The 18,150-nt window shown below is 70.4% G+C and carries 18 protein-coding genes; 12 read left to right on the top strand and 6 right to left on the bottom strand.

Going from position 1 to position 18,150, the window contains the following annotated elements; all coding sequences use genetic code 11:
- Positions 1-229: 229 nt before the first annotated feature.
- Positions 230-1,018, bottom strand: coding sequence for a phosphatase (locus AC5L3X_RS06835; RefSeq protein WP_189124889.1), 789 nt, complete (start codon positions 1,016-1,018; stop codon positions 230-232).
- An 11-nt stretch (positions 1,019-1,029) separates the two neighbouring features.
- Entirely contained in the window at positions 1,030-2,193 is a 1,164-nt protein-coding gene (locus AC5L3X_RS06840; RefSeq protein WP_494855810.1) for an acetoin utilization protein AcuC, read from the bottom strand.
- Positions 2,194-2,311: 118 nt separating this feature from the next.
- Here AC5L3X_RS06840 and AC5L3X_RS06845 point away from each other — a divergent pair, with 118 nt between their 5' ends.
- The 4 genes from AC5L3X_RS06845 to AC5L3X_RS06860 all read left to right on the top strand — a co-directional run bounded on the left by AC5L3X_RS06845 (position 2,312) and on the right by AC5L3X_RS06860 (position 5,815).
- Entirely contained in the window at positions 2,312-3,442 is a 1,131-nt protein-coding gene (locus AC5L3X_RS06845; RefSeq protein WP_494855811.1) for a sensor histidine kinase, read from the top strand.
- Positions 3,439-4,107: a response regulator gene (locus AC5L3X_RS06850; RefSeq protein WP_494855813.1), complete on the top strand. Its 669-nt coding sequence runs from the start codon at positions 3,439-3,441 to the stop codon at positions 4,105-4,107. Before AC5L3X_RS06845 ends, AC5L3X_RS06850 begins: the two co-directional genes overlap by 4 nt.
- 80 nt (positions 4,108-4,187) lie before the next feature.
- Positions 4,188-5,078, top strand: coding sequence for an ABC transporter ATP-binding protein (locus AC5L3X_RS06855; RefSeq protein WP_189124885.1), 891 nt, complete (start codon positions 4,188-4,190; stop codon positions 5,076-5,078).
- A complete protein-coding gene (locus AC5L3X_RS06860; protein WP_494855815.1) occupies positions 5,075-5,815 on the top strand; it encodes an ABC transporter permease in 741 nt (246 codons plus the stop codon). Before AC5L3X_RS06855 ends, AC5L3X_RS06860 begins: the two co-directional genes overlap by 4 nt.
- 85 nt (positions 5,816-5,900) lie before the next feature.
- On the opposite strand, the gene proC is transcribed toward AC5L3X_RS06860, so the two are convergent.
- Both proC and AC5L3X_RS06870 read right to left on the bottom strand, forming a co-directional pair.
- Positions 5,901-6,695, bottom strand: a complete 795-nt coding sequence (gene proC / locus AC5L3X_RS06865; protein WP_189124883.1) for a pyrroline-5-carboxylate reductase — start codon at positions 6,693-6,695, stop codon at positions 5,901-5,903.
- 20 nt (positions 6,696-6,715) lie between these two features.
- On the bottom strand, positions 6,716-7,606 hold the full coding sequence (locus AC5L3X_RS06870; RefSeq protein WP_494855816.1) for a proline dehydrogenase family protein: 891 nt from the start codon (positions 7,604-7,606) through the stop codon (positions 6,716-6,718).
- Positions 7,607-7,764: 158 nt separating this feature from the next.
- On the opposite strand from AC5L3X_RS06870, the gene AC5L3X_RS06875 reads away from it, so the two are divergent.
- The 7 genes from AC5L3X_RS06875 to AC5L3X_RS06905 all read left to right on the top strand — a co-directional run bounded on the left by AC5L3X_RS06875 (position 7,765) and on the right by AC5L3X_RS06905 (position 15,839).
- Positions 7,765-8,220, top strand: coding sequence for a hypothetical protein (locus AC5L3X_RS06875; RefSeq protein ID WP_494855818.1), 456 nt, complete (start codon positions 7,765-7,767; stop codon positions 8,218-8,220).
- Between the two features lie 196 nt (positions 8,221-8,416).
- Positions 8,417-10,288 (top strand): molecular chaperone DnaK, encoded by a 1,872-nt coding sequence (dnaK, locus tag AC5L3X_RS06880; protein ID WP_494855819.1) that lies wholly within the window; start codon positions 8,417-8,419, stop codon positions 10,286-10,288.
- Entirely contained in the window at positions 10,288-10,881 is a 594-nt protein-coding gene (gene grpE / locus AC5L3X_RS06885; protein WP_189124879.1) for a nucleotide exchange factor GrpE, read from the top strand. The genes dnaK and grpE overlap by 1 nt, the downstream gene beginning before the upstream one ends.
- 22 nt (positions 10,882-10,903) lie before the next feature.
- Complete coding sequence (gene dnaJ, locus AC5L3X_RS06890; RefSeq protein WP_494855821.1) at positions 10,904-12,079, top strand: molecular chaperone DnaJ; 1,176 nt, start codon at positions 10,904-10,906, stop codon at positions 12,077-12,079.
- A gap of 3 nt (positions 12,080-12,082) precedes the next feature.
- The gene (locus AC5L3X_RS06895; RefSeq protein WP_189124877.1) at positions 12,083-12,433 is read left to right on the top strand and encodes a heat shock protein transcriptional repressor HspR; all 351 of its coding nucleotides are present in this window, start codon (positions 12,083-12,085) and stop codon (positions 12,431-12,433) included.
- 4 nt (positions 12,434-12,437) lie between these two features.
- Positions 12,438-15,008, top strand: a complete 2,571-nt coding sequence (clpB, locus tag AC5L3X_RS06900; protein WP_189124876.1) for an ATP-dependent chaperone ClpB — start codon at positions 12,438-12,440, stop codon at positions 15,006-15,008.
- A gap of 216 nt (positions 15,009-15,224) precedes the next feature.
- Positions 15,225-15,839 (top strand): hypothetical protein, encoded by a 615-nt coding sequence (locus tag AC5L3X_RS06905; protein ID WP_494855823.1) that lies wholly within the window; start codon positions 15,225-15,227, stop codon positions 15,837-15,839.
- 132 nt (positions 15,840-15,971) lie between these two features.
- On the opposite strand, the gene AC5L3X_RS06910 is transcribed toward AC5L3X_RS06905, so the two are convergent.
- Positions 15,972-16,502 carry a tetratricopeptide repeat protein gene (locus AC5L3X_RS06910; protein ID WP_494855825.1) on the bottom strand — a complete coding sequence of 177 codons (531 nt, stop codon included), beginning with the start codon at positions 16,500-16,502 and terminating at the stop codon, positions 15,972-15,974.
- Between the two features lie 169 nt (positions 16,503-16,671).
- Between AC5L3X_RS06910 and AC5L3X_RS06915 the strand changes: the two genes are divergently transcribed.
- Positions 16,672-17,010, top strand: a complete 339-nt coding sequence (locus AC5L3X_RS06915; RefSeq protein WP_494855826.1) for a hypothetical protein — start codon at positions 16,672-16,674, stop codon at positions 17,008-17,010.
- Positions 17,011-17,048: 38 nt separating this feature from the next.
- Here the strand turns inward: AC5L3X_RS06915 and AC5L3X_RS06920 are convergent, their stop codons facing one another.
- Positions 17,049-17,999, bottom strand: coding sequence for a DUF8094 domain-containing protein (locus tag AC5L3X_RS06920; protein ID WP_494855827.1), 951 nt, complete (start codon positions 17,997-17,999; stop codon positions 17,049-17,051).
- Between the last annotated feature and the right edge of the window lie 151 nt (positions 18,000-18,150).

Below are 18,150 nucleotides of genomic sequence, written 5' to 3' on the forward strand. Positions count from 1 at the left end.
AAGTCGGGACTCCGAGTGCGCAAACCCCCTAGTTTCTCAGTTGGCGGAGCCACCTGTCAGCCGGACCAACGAAATCGCTGGCCAGCAGCATGGCCGAGCACCTCGCCGGCACGTTGGAACTGTCCAACATGTCACACATAAGAGTCGCCCAGGCCCCATCAAAAGTTGGCAAAGGGACTGCGAGCCTCTTGGAATGCAGGCGCGAAAAGACGGTATCGGGAGGACCGAATTAGACGCGAAGGGCTCGTGAGACGCGTGTGACCAGACGGTCGGTCAGTGGCTCGTAATAACGGGGTAGCACGTTGTCGTCGAGCGGGACGACGACGTCCAGCTTGCCCTCCGCCTCGCCCAGGAAGAGCCCCGGATCGTTGCTGTCGGCGAAGCCCACCGTGGGCACTCCTGCCTCACCCGCCGCACCCGCCCACCCGTGGTCGGCGATCACGAGGTCGGGCGCCAGGTCGCCGAGCTCGCTCAGCATCCGCTCCATCGGGGCCGAGTCGTGCGTGTGCACGAACCCACCCTTGTCGTCGAGCATCGCGACGTCGTCGAGGTAGCGGATCCGGCGGTGGCGGCCGTAGCCCGACCCGGAGTAGACCCAGCCCTCGGCGGGCGTCAGCAGCGTGGCTCCGTGGGCGGCGGCGAACCTGGCCAGCGGCTGGTGGATGGCCAGCAGGCCGGTGGGGTGGCCGGTGGCGAACAACAGCTTGGGCTGATCGCGCGACAGGGCGGCCGCGATGCGGTCGGCCATGGCGTCGAGCGCGTCGATCGTCCGCTCCGGGTCAATGGTGTCCTGGCCCCAGCGGTGACCGGGATCGGCGATCACGCCGGCGGACTTGGCCATCGTGGCGAGGATGTCGCGGAAGGACCACGGCTGGTCGAACGTCAGGCCCAGCATGTAGTAGGGGTCATCGTTGGCCAGCGAGCTGTAGTGGTCGAGGTTGTTCTCCCGGGGGGTCGCGACCTCACCGGCGATGCGGGTTCGGATCAGGTGCTCGCGGAGTTGGTCGCGGCTCAGCACAGCTTTCCTCGCTAGGGCATCGGGTCGAGGCCGTGCAACGGGAAGACCGCGTTCCGGGTCGCCATGATCGCACGGTCTATGGGGTCCGCAGGGTCATAACCATGGGAAAGGTCACGAAATTCCGGACTGCGGCCATCGGTCATCGTCAGCGGCGGCAACTCGCCCGTACGTTCCCTGGCCATGGTCCGCCAGGCCTGGCCGGTCGGCGTGGCCGGGTCGAGAGGATGCCCGGCGACCTCGGCGATCAGGTGGGTCCAGGCCCGCGGCACCACCTGGACGAGCTCGTAACCACCGCCGCCGGTCACGATCCAGCGCCCGCCCGCCGTCTCGTGGGCCAGCCGGTGCAGCGCGGCGTAGGACGCACGCTGGGCGTCGAGGCTGAGCATCAGGTTGGCCAGCGGGTCGAGCGCGTGGCTGTCGCAGCCGTGCTGGGTCACCAGGATCTCCGGCCGGAACTCACGGAGCAGCGGCGGCACCACCGCGTCGAAGGCCCGCAGCCAGCCCGTGTCGCCGCAGCCCGCCGGGAGCGCCACGTTGACCGCCGAGCCGTCGGCGCCGGTCTCCGACGGGAACCCGGTGCCGGGGAACAGCGTGCGCGGGCTCTCGTGCAGGCTGATCGTCAGCACCCGCGGATCGTCGTAGAACATCGCCTGCACGCCGTCGCCGTGGTGCACGTCGACGTCGACGTAGGCGACTCGGCTCACGCCCTGGGCGAGCAGCCAGGCGATGGCCAGCGCCGGATCGTTGTAGACGCAGAACCCACTGGCCGCGGACGGCATCGCGTGGTGCAGGCCGCCGGCCACGTTGACCGCGTGCTCGGCCGTGCCCTCCCAGACCGCGCGGGCGGCGGCCAGCGAGGCGCCGGCGATCAACGCGGACACCTCGTGCACCCCGGCGAACGCCGGGTTGTCGGTGGTGCCGAGCCCCGCCGACAGGTCGGGAGCGCCCGTCGCGGAGACCCCCTTGACCGCCTCGATGTAGCCGCGCTTGTGCACCATGGCCAACTCGTCGTCGCTCGCGGGCACGCAGCCGGCCAGCTCGACCTTGTCGAGGACGCCCAGCTCGCGCGCCAGCGCCATCGTCAGCTCCACCCTGACGGGAGCGAGCGGATGGCTGGGCCCGAAGTTGTACGCGGTCAGGGCATCGTCCCAGATGACCCGTGCCGTCCGACTCATGCGTGCTCCCGTCACTCGCCCACAGGGCGACGTTACCGCAGCGTCAACTGCCGCCGTCCACACGGGAAGGCCGGTAACCTCAGCGAAATCCGGCCGCTTTTCCGCGTAGGGTCGGCTCATGCGCTTGGTGCGTCGGGTCACGGCCGCATGGCGTTTCCTCATGCGCCCCCGCGTCTTCGACACCGCGCTGGTCGTCGTGCTGGCCGGCGGCGCGTGCGTCGGGATGATCTCGGTGCTGCTCCAGGATCACCTGGACGTCGCCATGGGCGCGGCGCTCTTCATGATCACCTCGCTCCCCCTGCTGCTGCGGCGGAGCAGGCCGGTCCACGTCGCGGCCGTCGTCATCACGCTCGACATCCTCGGCCTCGGCTTCGGCGTCGTCACGTCCAACAGCCTGCCCGGTGCGATCGCCCTCTACAGCGTGGGCCGCTACACCACGGGCCGGAAAGCGGCGCTCACCGCGGGGGCCGCCACCGTGGCGTACGGCGCGGCGTCCCAGCTGACCGCCCCGGGGCCGGGAGCGGTGGTGCCGGCCGTGGTCTACGTCCTGGTGTTCGTCGGCCTGGGACAGTTCGTCAGGGTCCGTGCCGAGCTCCGGGAACGGGAGCGGCGGGAGACGGCCGACAACGCGGTCCGCGCCGAGCGGCGGCGCATCGCCAGGGAGCTGCACGACGTCGTGGCCCACCACCTCAGCGTGATCAACGCCCTGGTCGGCGGCGCCCGGGCCACGCTCCCGCCAGGTCACGAGGTCACCCGTGAGGCCCTGACCGGCGCCGAGGGGACGGCCCGCCAGGCGCTGGCCGAGATGCGGCAGTTGCTGCACGTGCTCAGGGCCGACGACGGCGACAACGCCGACGCCGCGACCGGGGTCGGCGCCGCCCGGCTGTCGGCACTGGTCAAGGAGGCCATGACGGCCGGGCTGCCCACCAGCCTGACCGTGACCGGCGAGGTCGCCCCCCTGCCCACGGCCGTCGACCACGCCGTCTACCGCATCGTCCAGGAGGCGCTGACCAACACCCGCAGGCACGCCTCGGGCGCGCGGGCCAGTGTCCTGCTGACCTACCAGGAGGCGGCGGTCGAGGTGGAGGTGGTCGACGACGGGGTCGCGGTGCCGCCGGGCGGCGCGCCGGGGTTCGGGCTCAGCGGCATGGCCGAGCGGGTGGCGCTGTGCGGTGGAGAGCTGCGGACGGGGCCGCGTCCCGGTGGCGGCTTCCGGGTGCACGCCCTCATCCCTCTGGAGCAGTCATGATCACGGTTCTGCTGGTGGACGACCACGCGCTGGTGCGTATGGGGTTCAGGCTGATGCTCGACGCCCAGCCTGACCTGAGCGTGGTCGGCGAGGCCGGCGACGGCGCCGAGGCGGTCGAGCTGAGCAGACGGCTGCGACCCGACGTGGTGGTGATGGACCTGCACATGCCCGGCCTCGACGGAGTGCGGGCGACCGAGCTGATCACCGCCGAGCTGCCCGGCGTCCGGGTGCTGGCGCTGAGCACGTTCGACCTGGACGAGAACGTGGTCGCGGCGCTCCGGGCCGGAGCCGGCGGGTTCCTGCCCAAGGACATCTCGCCGGAGGAGCTGGTCGAGGGCGTCCGGGTGGTGCACCGGGGCGAGTCGGCCGTCGCGCCCCGCCTGCTGACCCGCCTGATCGGCACGTTCGTCCGCGCCTCGCGGCAGCGCCGGTCGACGCCCCCCACGCCCCCGGCCGGGCTGGCCGCGCTGACCGAGCGCGAGCGGGAGATCCTGGAGCTGATCGCCCGCGGCAGGTCCAACGGCGAGATCGCCGGCGAGCTGGGCGTGTCGTCGTCCACCGTGAAGAACCACGTGACCAACCTGTTCGCCAAGATCGACGTGAGGGACCGGGCACAGGCCGTGATCATCGCCTACGAGGCGGGCCTGATCACTCCTGGAGAGTAGGACCAAGGTCCCAGGGACACGCCGCCGGAACGGTTCTCCAGCACGACGAGATCGGCGGCCACCTCGGTCACGCTGGAGTCATGACCACGATCCGGGCAACGAGCCTGACCAAACGCTACGGGCGGACCGTCGCCGTGTCGGACCTGTCCTTCGACGTCCAACCCGGCCAGGTGACCGGGTTCCTCGGACCCAACGGCGCCGGCAAGTCCACCACCATGCGCATGATCCTCGGCCTCGACCGGCCCTCGGACGGCTCGGTGCTCGTCGACGGGCTGCCGTACCAGGAGCTGCGCCACCCGTTGCGCAAGGTCGGCGCGCTGCTGGACGCCAGGGCCGTGCACGGCGGCCGGAGCGCCCGCAACCACCTGCTGGCCATCGCCCAGAGCAACGGCATCCCCGCGAGCCGGGTCGAGGAGGTGCTGGCGCTGGTCGGGCTGAGCGAGGTGGCGAGACGGCGGATCGGCGGCTTCTCGCTCGGCATGTCGCAGCGCCTCGGGATCGCCGCCGCGCTGCTCGGCGACCCGGAGATCCTGCTCTTCGACGAGCCGGTCAACGGGCTCGACCCCGAGGGCATCCTGTGGATCCGCACGCTCATGCGCGAGCTGGCCGCCGAGGGCCGCACGGTCTTCGTCTCCAGTCACCTGATGAGCGAGATGGCGCAGACCGCCGACCACCTGGTGGTGATCGGCCGCGGCAGGCTGATCGCCGACACCGGCGTGGCGGAGTTCATCGGGCGTAGCTCGCAGGGCTACGTACGGGTGCGCTCGCCCCGCCTGGACGAGGTGGCGAAGCTGATCGAGATCGGGGAGCCGCACGACGGCCACCTGCGCGTGACCGGGATGACCCCCCTGGAGATCGGCACGATCACCGCGCGGGCGGGGCTGCCGCTGGAGGAGCTGACCTTCGTCCAGCCCTCGCTCGAAGCCGCCTACATGGAGCTCACCAAGGACAGTCTGGAGTTCTCGTCATGATGGAGATCCTCGCCTCCGAGTGGACCAAGATGCGCTCGGTCCGCTCCACCGTCTGGACCCTCGCGAGCACGGCGCTGCTGATGCTGGCCATCGGTGTCCTGCTGGCGCTCGCGGTGGCCGGCTCCGCCGACGGTCCGGTGAACGACGCGGAGGCCACGCGGGTCAGCATGGCCGGGGTGACGTTCGCCTCGCTGGCCATCGCCACGCTGGGCGTGCTGGTCGTCTCCAGCGAGTATCGGACCGGCGCCATCCGCACCTCGCTGATGGCCGTGCCCAGGCGGCTGCGGCTGCTGTCCGGCAAGATCATCGTCTTCACCGTGGTGGCGCTGGTGGCTTGCCTGGCCTCGTCGTTCGCCACCTTCCTCATCGCGCAGGCGATCCTCGACGGGCCCGCGCTCGGCGAGCCGGGCACGTTGCGGACGGTCGCCGGCACCGGCCTCTACCTGACGGCGTCCGGCCTGTTCGGGCTGGCGCTCGGCGCGCTCGTACGGCACACGCCCGGCGCGATCGTGGCGGCCATCGCCCTCATCCTCGTGCTGCCGCAGCTGACCAACGTCCTGCCCGGCGAGTGGGGCACGGCCGTGCACAACCACTTCACCTCCAACGCCGGGCTGCAGATCGCGATGCCGGTGGAGAGCAATCCGCTGGGCCCGTGGAGCGGGTTCGGCGTCTACCTGGCCTGGATCGCGGTCACCCTGGTCGCGGCGGCCGTCCTCATGCGGCGGCGGGACGCGTGACGATGGGCCGTCACCCGGTGCGCAGGGCGATGACGGGATCGAGCCGTCCTCCCTGCGCGCGGGTGCTTCCGGCCCTTTTCGGGGGTCAGCCGGAGGCGAGCTCGCGGCCCCGGTCGCGGGCGGCCTCGATGGCGGCCAGGAAGGCGGCGCGCACGCTGTGCCGTTCGAGCTCGGCGATGGCCGCGATCGTGGTGCCGCCGGGCGAGGTGACGGCCTCGCGCAGGATCACCGGGTGCTCGCCCGAGTCGCGCAGCATCACGGCCGCGCCCACGATGGACTGGGTGACCATGTCGAGCGCGGCGGCTCGCGGCATGCCGAGCAGGATGCCCGCGTCGACCATGGCCTCGACCAGGTAGAAGAAGTAGGCGGGGCCGCTGCCCGACAGGGCGGTGGCGGCGTCCTGCTGCGACTCGGGGATGCGCAGCACCTTGCCGACCGGCTTGAGCAGGTCCTCGGTGTGCCTGAGGTGCTCCTCGTCCGCGTGGGCGCCCGCCGAGATGACGCTCATCGCCTCGTCGAAGCGGATCGGCGTGTTGGACATGACCCTGACCACGGGCACCTCGACACCTAGCCGCTGCTCGACGAAGGACGTGGTGATGCCGGCCGCGGCGGTGATCACCAGGCGGTCGGCGGGCACGTAGGGGGCGATCTCGGCCAGCAGCGTCGCCATGTCCTGCGGCTTGACGGCCAGGATCAGCGTGTCGGCGGCCTTGGCGGCCTCGGCGTTGGTGACGGTGCGCACGCCGTAGGACTCGCGAAGCGCCTGCGCCCGCTCGGGCCTGCGGGTGGTGGCCAGGACGTCGCCCGGCGCGAGCCCGGCGCGCAGCAGCCCGGACAGCAGGGCCTCACCCATCTTGCCGGTGCCCAGAATCGCAATCACGCCAGCAGCCTACCGACCGCTCAACGCCTGCCCAGCAGCGACCGCAGGAAGAAGGCCAGGTTGCGGGGCCGTTCGGCGAGGCGGCGCATGAGGTAGGGGTACCAGTCGGAGCCGTAGGGCACGTAGACCCGCATCCGGCAGCCCAGCGCCGCCAGCCGTCGCTGCTCGTCGGGACGTACGCCGTAGAGCATCTGGTGCTCGTAGGACGACGGGTCGCGCCCGTGGAGCGCGGCCAGCGTCGAGGCGATCTCCACCAGGCGCGGATCGTGCGTGGCGACCATCGGGTAGGCGGCGCCGGCCATCAGCTCCCTGAGGCAGCGTACGAACGAGCGGTCGATGTCGGACGTGGACGTGTAGGCCCCCGGCGCGGTGTAGGCGCCCTTGCAGAGGCGCACCCGGGCGCCGTCGAGCTCGGCGAGCCGCGCGCAGCGCTCGTGCGCGTCGGGCAGGTAGGCCTGCGCCACGACGCCCACGCCCGGGTGCTCCTTGCGCAGCATCGCGTGCACGGAGTGCAGCCCCGGGATGGTGTCGTGCTCCTCGGCGTCGAGCGTGACCGTGATGCCCCGGAGGGCGGCCCGCTCGCAGATGGTGGCCGCGTTGTCGAGCGCGGTCTGCTCGCTCAGCCGCAGGCCCAGCGCGGTCAGCTTGACCGACACGTCGGCGCCCTCGGGTATCCGGCCGAGCAGGTCGAGGTAGGCGTGGACCGCGCCCTCCGCCTGCGCCCTGTCGGTCACCTCCTCGCCCAGGTGGTCGACCGAGACGAGCAGGCCCTCGCGGGTCAGCTCGGACACGACCGCGCCGACGTCGTCGGCGACGTAGCGCCTGACCACGTCCTTGGTCAGCGGCGAGGTGGACACGAGGCGCTCGGCGCGCTCGCTTCTGGAGACGGCCAGCAGGGCCTGACGGAGCACGGGTCCAACCCTAACTTCACCGGGGCGGCGACCGCTGGTCTGTCGGACGAACCTGTGGACGACCCCGTCCGGTCTGTCGGACGAACCTGTGGACGACCCCGTCCGGTCTGTCCGATGAACCTGTGGACGCCCCCGTCCGTCGTATGGGTATGCGCACGATGACAGCGACTCTTCTGGCCGGGTGTCTGGTGCTCGCGACGGGCTGCGGCACGGCGTCGTCCGACGGGCGGACCTCGGCCTCCGCTCCGGACACGCCGGTGTCGGCCTCGGCCGTGTCCACGACCCCCACCACCTCCGTCCCCAAGGGCCCCGAGCCGGTCAAGCCGATCGGCGACGCGATCAACACCCGCAAGGTTCCTTGGACCAAGGCCAAACGCGTCTCGAAGGGCCGCCAGATCCAGCTGGTCTGGACGTCGGGTGTGGCCCCCTGCACCGTGCTCGACCGGGTGAAGGTCAAGGAGACCCGCAAGCGGGTCACGATCACCCTGTACGAGGGGACGGCGCCGCAGGCGAAGGACGTCTCCTGCATCATGATCGCGATCGAGAAGACCACGACCGTCAAGCTCAGGAAGCCGCTCGGCGCGCGCAAGCTCGTGGACGGCGGCAGATCCTGAGCTGACCGGGCGAAACCCCCGGCGACCCCGGCACGGCGTCCGTGCCGGGGTCGCCGGGGGTTTTCGTGTGCGTGAGGCCGGGAATGCGTGGCGCGTCAGTTAGCTTGAGTCGAGTAGGCTCAAGTCGTTTGACAAACCTTCCAGGCATTCGTAGGTTGAGTCTGACCGACTCAACTTTGACTACAAGGACGTACTCATGGCACGTGCGGTAGGTATCGACCTTGGGACGACCAACTCCGTCGTCTCGATCCTCGAGGGCGGTGAGCCCACCGTCATCGCGAACGCGCAGGGCTCGCGGACCACGCCGTCCGTGGTCGCCTTCGCGAAGAACGGCGAGGTCCTGGTCGGCGAGGTCGCCAAGCGCCAGGCCGTCACCAACGTGGACCGGACCATCCGCTCCGTCAAGCGCGAGATGGGCACCAACTGGTCCCAGGAGATCGACGGCAAGAAGTTCTCCCCTCAGCAGATCAGCGCCTTCGTGCTGCAGAAGCTCAAGCAGGACGCCGAGGCCTACCTGGGCGAGAAGATCACCGACGCGGTGATCACCGTTCCGGCATACTTCAACGACTCCCAGCGGCAGGCCACCAAGGAGGCCGGCACGATCGCGGGCCTCAACGTGCTCCGCATCATCAACGAGCCCACCGCCGCGGCGCTCGCCTACGGGCTCGACAAGGACCAGGACCAGACGATCCTGGTCTTCGACCTCGGCGGCGGCACCTTCGACGTGTCCCTGCTCGACGTCGGCCAGGAGGACGGCCACGGCTTCGTCGAGGTCAAGGCCACCTCCGGCGACAACCACCTCGGTGGTGACGACTGGGACCAGCGGGTCGTCGACGAGCTGGTCACCCGGTTCAAGAACGCCCACGGCGTCGACCTGTCCAAGGACAAGATGGCCCTCCAGCGCCTGCGTGAGGCGGCGGAGAAGGCCAAGATCGAGCTGTCCAGCCAGTCCGAGACCAGCATCAACCTGCCCTACATCACGGCTTCGGCCGAGGGCCCGCTGCACCTCGACGAGAAGCTGACGCGCGCCGAGTTCCAGCGGCTGACGGCCGACCTGCTCGAGCGGACCAAGGGCCCGTTCCACCAGGTCATCAAGGACGCCGGCATCAAGCTCTCCGACATCGCCCACGTGGTGCTCGTCGGCGGCTCGACCCGCATGCCCGCCGTCACCGAGCTGGTCAAGGAGCTGACCGGGGGCAAGGAGCCCAACAAGGGCGTCAACCCCGACGAGGTCGTCGCCATCGGCGCCGCGCTGCAGGCGGGCGTGCTCAAGGGCGAGGTCAAGGACGTCCTGCTGCTCGACGTGACCCCGCTGTCGCTCGGCATCGAGACCAAGGGCGGCATCTTCACCAAGATCATCGAGCGCAACACGACGATCCCGACCAAGCGCTCCGAGGTCTTCACCACGGCCGAGGACAACCAGCCGTCGGTGCAGATCCAGGTCTACCAGGGCGAGCGCGAGATCGCGTCCTACAACAAGAAGCTCGCCACGTTCGAGCTGACCGGCATCGCCCCGGCGCCGCGCGGCATCCCGCAGATCGAGGTCACCTTCGACATCGACGCCAACGGCATCGTCAACGTCTCCGCCAAGGACCTGGGCACGGGCAAGGAGCAGACGATGACGATCACCGGCGGCTCCGCGCTGCCGAAGGACGACATCGAGCGGATGATGCGCGAGGCCGAGTCCTACGCCGAGGAGGACAAGAAGCGCCGCGAGGAGGCCGAGGTCCGCAACAACGCGGACGGGCTCGCCTACCAGACGGAGAAGTTCCTCCGCGAGAACGACGACAAGGTTCCGGGCGAGATCAAGACCGAGGTCAACGACGCGCTGAGCGAGCTGAAGAAGGCTCTCGACGGCACCGACACCGACCTCATCCGCACCTCCGCGGAGAAGCTCGCCACGGTCAGCCAGAAGATGGGTTCCGCGATCTACGCCCAGAGCCAGGGCGCGGGCGGCGAGGGCGCTCCGCAGGACGCCGCGCAGGGCCAGCAGACCCAGGACAAGGCCGACGACGACGTGGTCGAGGCCGAGATCGTGGACGACGACCAGGCGAAGAAGGACAAGTGATGCTGCCGCGCGAAAACGGGCACGAGGAGCCGGTGATCCGCGACAACCGCAAGATCGACCCTGAGACGGGAAAGGTGCGCGTGCCCGCAGATGGCAAGGCCGAGCAGCCCGCCGCTCCTGAGGCCACGGCCCAGGACGGCGAGCTGAAGGCACAGCTCACCGAGCGGACCGCCGATCTCCAGCGCCTCCAGGCCGAATACACCAACTACCGCAAGCGGGTCGAGCGCGACCGGATCGCGGTCCGCGAGCAGGCCGTCGCGGGCGCGTTGATGGAGCTCCTTCCGGTGCTCGACGACATCGGACGGGCTCGCGACCACGGTGAGCTCAACGGGGGCTTCGCGAAGGTGGCAGAGTCACTGGAGGCGACGCTCACCAAGCTCGGGCTCTCCGCGTTCGGCCAGAAGGGCGACCCCTTCGACCCGACCGTCCACGAGGCGCTGATGCACAGCTACTCACCGGACGTGACCGAGCCCACCGCGATCGAGGTGTTGCAGCTGGGTTACCGCATGGGTGACCGGCTGCTGCGCCCGGCGCGGGTGGCCGTGGCCGAGCCCGAGGACGCCCCCCCGGCGTCCTCAGACGACGACAACTGACGAAGAGCGAAGGGCCCTGTAGATGAGCACCAAGGACTACCTGGAGAAGGATTACTACGCCGTCCTTGGTGTGCCCAAGTCCGCCACCGCCGATGAGATCAAAAAGGCGTACCGGAAGCTGGCCAGGCAGTATCACCCGGACACCAATCAGGGCGACTCGGCCAAGGAGACCAAGTTCAAGGAGGTCTCCGAGGCCTACGACATCCTGTCCGACAGCAAGCGCCGCAAGGAGTACGACGAGGCGCGCACGCTGTTCGGGTCGGGTGTCGGCGGCCAGCGTCCCGGCGGTGGCGGGTTCCCGTTCGACTTCGGTGACCTGTTCGGCGGCACGGCCGGCCCACAGGGCGGTCACGGTGCGGGAGACCGCATCGGCGACCTGTTCGGCGGGCTGTTCAACCGCGGAGGCTCGACGCGTACGAGCGGCACGACGCGTCCGCGTCGCGGCCAGGACGTCGAGTCCGAGGTCACGCTGACGTTCACCGAGGCGGTCGAGGGCAGCACCGTGTCGCTCCGGCTGACCAGCTCGGCCGCCTGCGCGGCGTGCACCGGCACGGGAGCCAAGGCCGGCACGACCCCGCGGGTCTGCCCGACCTGTGAGGGCACCGGGGCGGCGAGCCGCAACCTCGGCAACTTCGCGTTCTCCGAGCCCTGCCGCGACTGCAAGGGCCGCGGGCTGCTCGTCGACGACCCCTGCCCCGTGTGCGAGGGCAGTGGCCGGGCCAAGAGCACCCGCACCATCCAGGCGCGCATTCCCGCCGGGGTAGCCGACGGCCAGCGGGTCAAGCTCAAGGGCAAGGGCGCGCCGGGCGAGAACGGCGGTCCCGCCGGAGACCTCTACATCCAGACCAACGTCAAGCCGCATGCGGTGTTCGGCCGGATGGGCGACAACCTCACGATCGTCGTGCCGGTGACGTTCACCGAGGCGGCGCTCGGCGCCGAGATCAAGGTGCCGACCCTCAAGGGGATGCCGGTCACGCTGCGCATTCCGCCGGGCACGCCCAACGGCCGTACGTTCAGGGTGCGCGGCAGGGGAGTCGCCCGCAAGGACGGCACCAAGGGAGACCTGCTCGCCAGTGTCGAGGTGGTCGTTCCCAAGACGCTCGACGACAAGTCGCGTGAGCTCCTGTCGGAGTTCAACACCGCGACCGCGGGTGACGACCCGCGGGCCGATCTCATTCTGCGAGCCAGAAGCGAGTAGCCGATGGACGCCAACTATTTCGACCTGTCAGACGACACTCCTGTCTATGTGATCTCGGTGGCCGCCCAGCTGTCGGGCCTGCATCCGCAGACTCTGCGGCAGTACGACCGGCTCGGGCTGGTCTGCCCGGGCCGTACGGCGGGGCGCGGCCGCCTCTACTCGACCCGCGACATCCTCCAGCTGCGCGAGGTGCAGCGGCTCTCCCAGGAGGAGGGCATCAACCTCGCCGGCATCAAGAGGATTCTCGAGCTCGAGAACGAGGCGCTGCGGCTGCGTGAGGAGGTTCACCGCCTCCGCTCCGAGATGCGGATGGTCAGGGCGCTGATCCGATACGAGCTGCCACCGGGGGCCTAGGAAGATGGACTACAAGCTCACCCAGAAAAGTCAGGAGGCTCTTTCGGGGGCCATGCGGCGCGCCGCCGCCGAGGGCAACCCGGAGATCGCTCCGGTTCACCTGCTGGGCACACTGCTCTCCCAGACCGGCGGCACCGCCGTGCCCCTGCTGGAAGCCGTGGGCGCCGACTGGAAGTCACTGCGGGCCAAGGCCGAGGAGCAACTGGCCGCGCTGCCCAAGGCACAGGGCTCGACCGTGAGCGCGCCGTCGAGCTCGCGCCAGCTGCTGACCGTGATCAACACGGCGGCCCAGCGCGCCAAGCGGCTGGAGGACGAGTACGTCTCCACCGAGCATCTGCTCGTGGGCTTGGCCACCGACGGCGGCCAGACGGCCGAGCTGCTCAAGTCGCAGGGGGCCACCCCGCAGGCGTTGCTCGACGCGTTCGAGAAGGTACGCGGCCACGCCCGCGTCACCAGCGAGACCCCCGAGGACACCTACCAGGCGTTGGAGAAGTACGGCGTCGACCTGACCGAGCGGGCCCGCGGCGGCAAGCTCGACCCGGTCATCGGCCGCGACTCCGAGATCCGCCGGGTCGTGCAGGTGCTGTCGAGGCGCACCAAGAACAACCCGGTGCTGATCGGCGAGCCCGGCGTCGGCAAGACCGCCGTCGTCGAGGGCCTGGCCCAGCGCATCGTGGCCGGTGACGTGCCCGAGTCGCTGCGCAACAAGCGGCTGATCTCGCTCGACCTGGGCGCGATGGTCGCGGGCGCCAAATACCGGGGTGAGTTCGAGGAGCGGCTCAAGGCCGTGCTGTCCGAGATCAAGGAGAGCAACGGGCAGATCGTCACCTTCATCGACGAGCTGCACACCGTGGTGGGCGCGGGCGCCGCCGAGGGCTCGATGGACGCGGGCAACATGCTCAAGCCCATGCTGGCCCGCGGTGAGCTGCGCATGATCGGCGCGACGACGCTCGACGAGTACCGCGAGCGCATCGAGAAGGATCCCGCGCTGGAGCGCCGCTTCCAGCAGGTGTACGTGGGTGAGCCCACCGTCGAGGACACGATCGCGATCCTGCGCGGGCTGAAGGGCCGCTACGAGGCCCACCACCAGGTGCAGATCGCCGACAGCGCGCTGGTCGCCGCCGCCGCCCTGTCCGATCGCTACATCACCAACCGCTTCCTCCCCGACAAGGCCATCGACCTGGTCGACGAGGCCGCCTCCCGGCTCCGCATGGAGATCGACTCCCGCCCGGTGGAGATCGACCAGCTCCAGCGCAACGTCGACCGGATGAAGATGGAGGAGCTGGCGCTGTCCAAGGAGACCGACGACGCCTCCGTCCAGCGGCTCGAACGGCTGCGCAAGGAGCTGGCCGACCGCCAGGAGGAGCTCAACGCCCTGGTCGGCCGCTGGGAGCACGAGAAGGCCGGCCTGAACAAGGTCGGCGAGCTGAAGAAGCAGCTCGACGAGGCCCGCAGCGGCGCCGAGCGGGCCCAGCGCGACGGCGACTTCGAGACGGCGTCCAAGCTCATGTACGCCGAGGTCCCCAGGCTGGAGCAGGCGCTGCGCGCCGCGTCCGAGGCCGCGCCGCCCGACAACGCCATGGTCAAGGAGGAGGTCGGCCCCGACGACATCGCCGAGGTCATCTCGTCCTGGACGGGCATCCCGGCGGGGCGTCTGCTGGAGGCTGAGACGGCCAAGCTGCTCCGCATGGAGGAGGAGCTGGGCAGGCGTCTCATCGGGCAGCAGCGGGCCGTACAGGCCGTCTCCGACGCCGTACGACGGAGCCGCGCGGGCATCTCCGACCCCGACCGGCCGACGGGCTCGTTCCTGTTCCTCGGCCCCACCGGTGTGGGCAAGACCGAGCTGGCCAAGGCGCTGGCGGAGTTCCTGTTCGACGACGAGCGCGCGATGACCCGCATCGACATGAGCGAATACTCCGAGAAGCACAGCGTCGCCCGGCTGGTCGGCGCGCCCCCCGGCTACGTGGGCTACGAGGAGGGCGGCCAGCTCACCGAGGCGGTGCGGCGCCGGCCCTACACCGTGGTGCTGCTCGACGAGGTGGAGAAGGCTCATCCCGAGGTCTTCGACATCCTGCTGCAGGTGCTCGACGACGGGCGGCTGACCGACGGGCAGGGCCGTACGGTCGACTTCCGCAACACGATCCTGATCCTCACCTCCAACATCGGCTCGCAGTTCCTCGTCGATCCGAAGCTGGAGAACGGCGCCAAGCGCGAGGCCGTCATGGGCGCGGTGCGGGGCTCCTTCAAGCCTGAGTTCCTCAACCGGCTCGACGACGTCATCCTGTTCGACGCGCTCGGCTCCGAAGAGCTGACCCGCATCGTCGACCTGCAGGTCGACCGGCTCGCGCAGCGGCTGTCCGACCGCAGGCTGACGCTGGACGTCACGCCCGCCGCCCGCGAGTGGCTGGCGCTCACCGGCTACGACCCGATGTACGGCGCGCGTCCGCTGCGCCGCCTGGTCCAGTCGGCGATCGGCGACAAGCTGGCCAAGGCGGTGCTGTCCGGCGAGGTCACCGACGGCGACGGGGTCAAGGTAGACCTCGGCGACGACGAGCTGACGATCCAGCGGGCCTGACCACACCCGGCCGACGCCCGGAGACCGATCGGTCTCCGGGCGTCGGCGTCTCACGGGAGGGTCAGGCGGCGCCCCTCTCGGTAAGGTCTGGCCCACCCTTCAGGCAAGCCGCCTGCCGCGCGTCGCCCGCCTGGCTAGCTTCAGCGTTCGTCAGATCACCGAGAACGATCAGGGGGACGTGAAGTGTCATCTCGGAACATCCGAAGCGTCATTGCGGTGGCCACTCTGACCGCGGGGGTGGCCTGGTTCGCGGCGAGCCCGGCGGCCGCGGACGACTGCGCCCACCGGTCGGCGACGCCGAACCTGCCGGCGGCCACGACGACGCTCTGCGACGGCCTGCCCGGCGTCCAGGGCGCCGAGGTGTACGACCTCGCCGGCCAGGAGGGCGAGGAGGTGTCCGAGGTCGTCACGCGGACGGCCAAGCGGCTCGGCCTGACCGGCCTGGCGACGGCCCGGCCCGACACGGCCGCGGCCGATCTGGCCGGAGACGTCGCCTCGGGCCGCCCCGCGCTGCCGTCCGGAGTCCAGAACCCGGCGGGCCTGCGGGACGTTTCGACGATGACCTCGACGCCCGACCTTCCCGGGCTTCCGACGGTGCCGTCCGCGCTGCCCGTCAGGACGTCCTTCGGCGAGCTCACCGACGGCGAGCGGCCGGTGGTCCTCCCCCGGCCCGGGGTCTTCCGCCGGCCGGTGGACAGGCTGCCTCGCCGGGTCGCGAAAAAGACCCTCGCCACGGTGCCCGAGGCGGTGGCCGCCACCGGGCTGCCCCGGACGGACGTGGCCGAGGCCGGCGCCGTCGGCGATCTGCTGAAGGATCTCGACCTCGGCTGACCATGGCCGCTGGGCGAGCGCCGGTCCGGCGTCGACGCCCACCACGCCCGTGTGCGGGCCGCACCGCCCGCCCACGGCTCTCCATAGGTGAAGGGGCCGCGACCGGCCGGCCGCGGCCTCTTCGCGCCGCGCTCAGGAGATCAGCGCGTCGATCTCGTCCTCGGGCAGCCCCAGGTCGACCCTGATGCGATAGCGGGTGCGCAACAGGGCCAGGTGCTCGGGGTCGTCCTCGTCGCAGGCGAGCACGGCCTGCGTCGCCCACTCGAGCCCGGCCTTCAGGTCGCCGTAGGCGACCAGGGTCTCGGCGATCGTGTGGGACGTCGCCGGGGTCGCCCGGCCCTCGGCGCGGATGGTCTCGATGACCTCCCTCGCCTCAGCGGGTCTGTCGAGCTCGAACAGCGTGTCGGCGATGCCGGCGCGCGGGTCGATGCTCGACTCGCCGCCGTCCTCCACCGCGCGCTGGAAGCACTCCATCGCGCGGGCCGGCTGCCCGGCCGCTCGCCATTCCTCGGCCGCGAGGACCAGGATGGACGCTCTGGAGACATCGCCGGAGGAATAACTCAGCGCGACGTCGTACAGCCGCCTGGCCAGGGAGCTGTGGTCGTCGGCCAGCAGTGCCTGCTCAAGCAGGCGATCAAGGTGCTCACGGGTCACATGCGCCACAACGTGAGACTACCGAGCCGCATGCCGCTTTGCCCGGTCAATGCACATCGCCGATAGGGCACGAGTTTTCGCGACAGTTTGTTAAAGACTGACCACGCTCGGCGTGTCCCTGCTGCTCGACGGGCATATTCCGCTAACACGCGCGTGGGCGGGAGGGGCTGCGATGGGCATGTCCAAGCAGATGACCTTCACGCTCGCCTGTGTGGTGAGCCTGTCGGCCCTGCTGCCGGGCACGGCCGGCTACCTGTCGGCACGCCTGGACGCGATCCGCTCGGCGGAGCGCTCGTTGCGAGCGGTCGAGGTCAGGCTGGACATCAGGATGGCCCGCGAGGCGCGGGAGGGCGGCTCCGTGTCGTTCCCGGAGCACTGCGTGCACCCGCCGACGACGGTCGAGCCACCGGCCACGGCGCTGCGACCCGAGGACCGGCACCACCGCAGGGACCACCGGCCCGCGCAGCTGTCCGACTGGCTGCCCCAGCTGGTCGACTCACTGGCCGAGGCGCGTTAGGCGCGAGGGGCCGCCGCGGGGGCCGAGCTCAGGTCGGGCTAGCGACCGCTGCCCGAGATGATGCCCTGGTAGGAGCCGATCACCTTGACCTGGCCGAGGTCGGCGGTCTTCGACGGGATGTGCGCGACGACCTGGATCAGCCGGGTGACCTTCATGTAGGTGTAGTACTTGCCGGGCAGGAGTCCGTTGTCCTTCTGGAAGACGTAGTTGCGTCGCGGCCCCTGGCGTACGTCATAGCGGCTGGTCCGTTGGATGGTGGTGAAGGCGAGCGCTCCGCCGTCGGCCGTGCGCAGGGCGTAGGAGGGATGGCCGGTCGCCGGGCGGGCGCGCTCGGTGAGCTTGGCGTACTGGTTCATCCTGACGCGGCTGGACGCGGCGTCGGTGGTGAGCCGGTCGGCCGCGAAACGGCTCCTGGACCTCGTCGCGCCCTTGCCGACCAGGTGGGCGGCGTAGCTCCTGGCGAACATGGCGGGTGACATCATCAGCCCGGCGGCGTCCGACTGGGCCACCTCAGTGGCCGTTCCCGAGGCGTCCGTGGTGATCTCAGGGAGTTCGTCCACGGCCTGGCCCTCGAAGACGTCGGGGGCGTACATCTGCCGCCAGGACTCTCCGTCGCGGGCGAACAGCAGGTACGTCGGCTCCTTGGCGGTCTCGCTCCCGCGGTTCCAGTACGCCGTGGTCAGGAACCAGCGGCCCTCCTTGACGGAAGGCACGGCGTGGGTGGGCTTGACGTAGCCGAACGGCCGGTAACCGCCTCGGCCGAGCCTGCGGCTGGAGGCGTAACCCGCCTTGTCGATGGCGAGGCTGGAGCCGCCTTCGTAACCCGCCAGCAGTTTGTCGCTCCTGACGTTGTTGGCGGCGTTGTTGCGCTTGACGTAGTTCGCCAGGACCGTGGCGGTCTCCTGAGCGGTGACGGGCGCGGCCACCGGTGTCGGGGTGCCGGTGGCCGTCGCGGGCGGGGTCTGCTTCGCGCCGGCCCCCGGCAGCACGGAACATCCCGCCGCCGCCAAACACCCGACTATCAACACCAATCGCCGCATCAAGACCGCCTCCCGATATTTCCGGACCAAAGCGGCCAAAGGTAGCAACAGCGAGTGTCGGATGCACGAAGAACCCAGGGAGGGCGAAAGAAGATCCGAA

It is taken from the genome of Nonomuraea sp. CX421 (assembly GCF_059358955.1).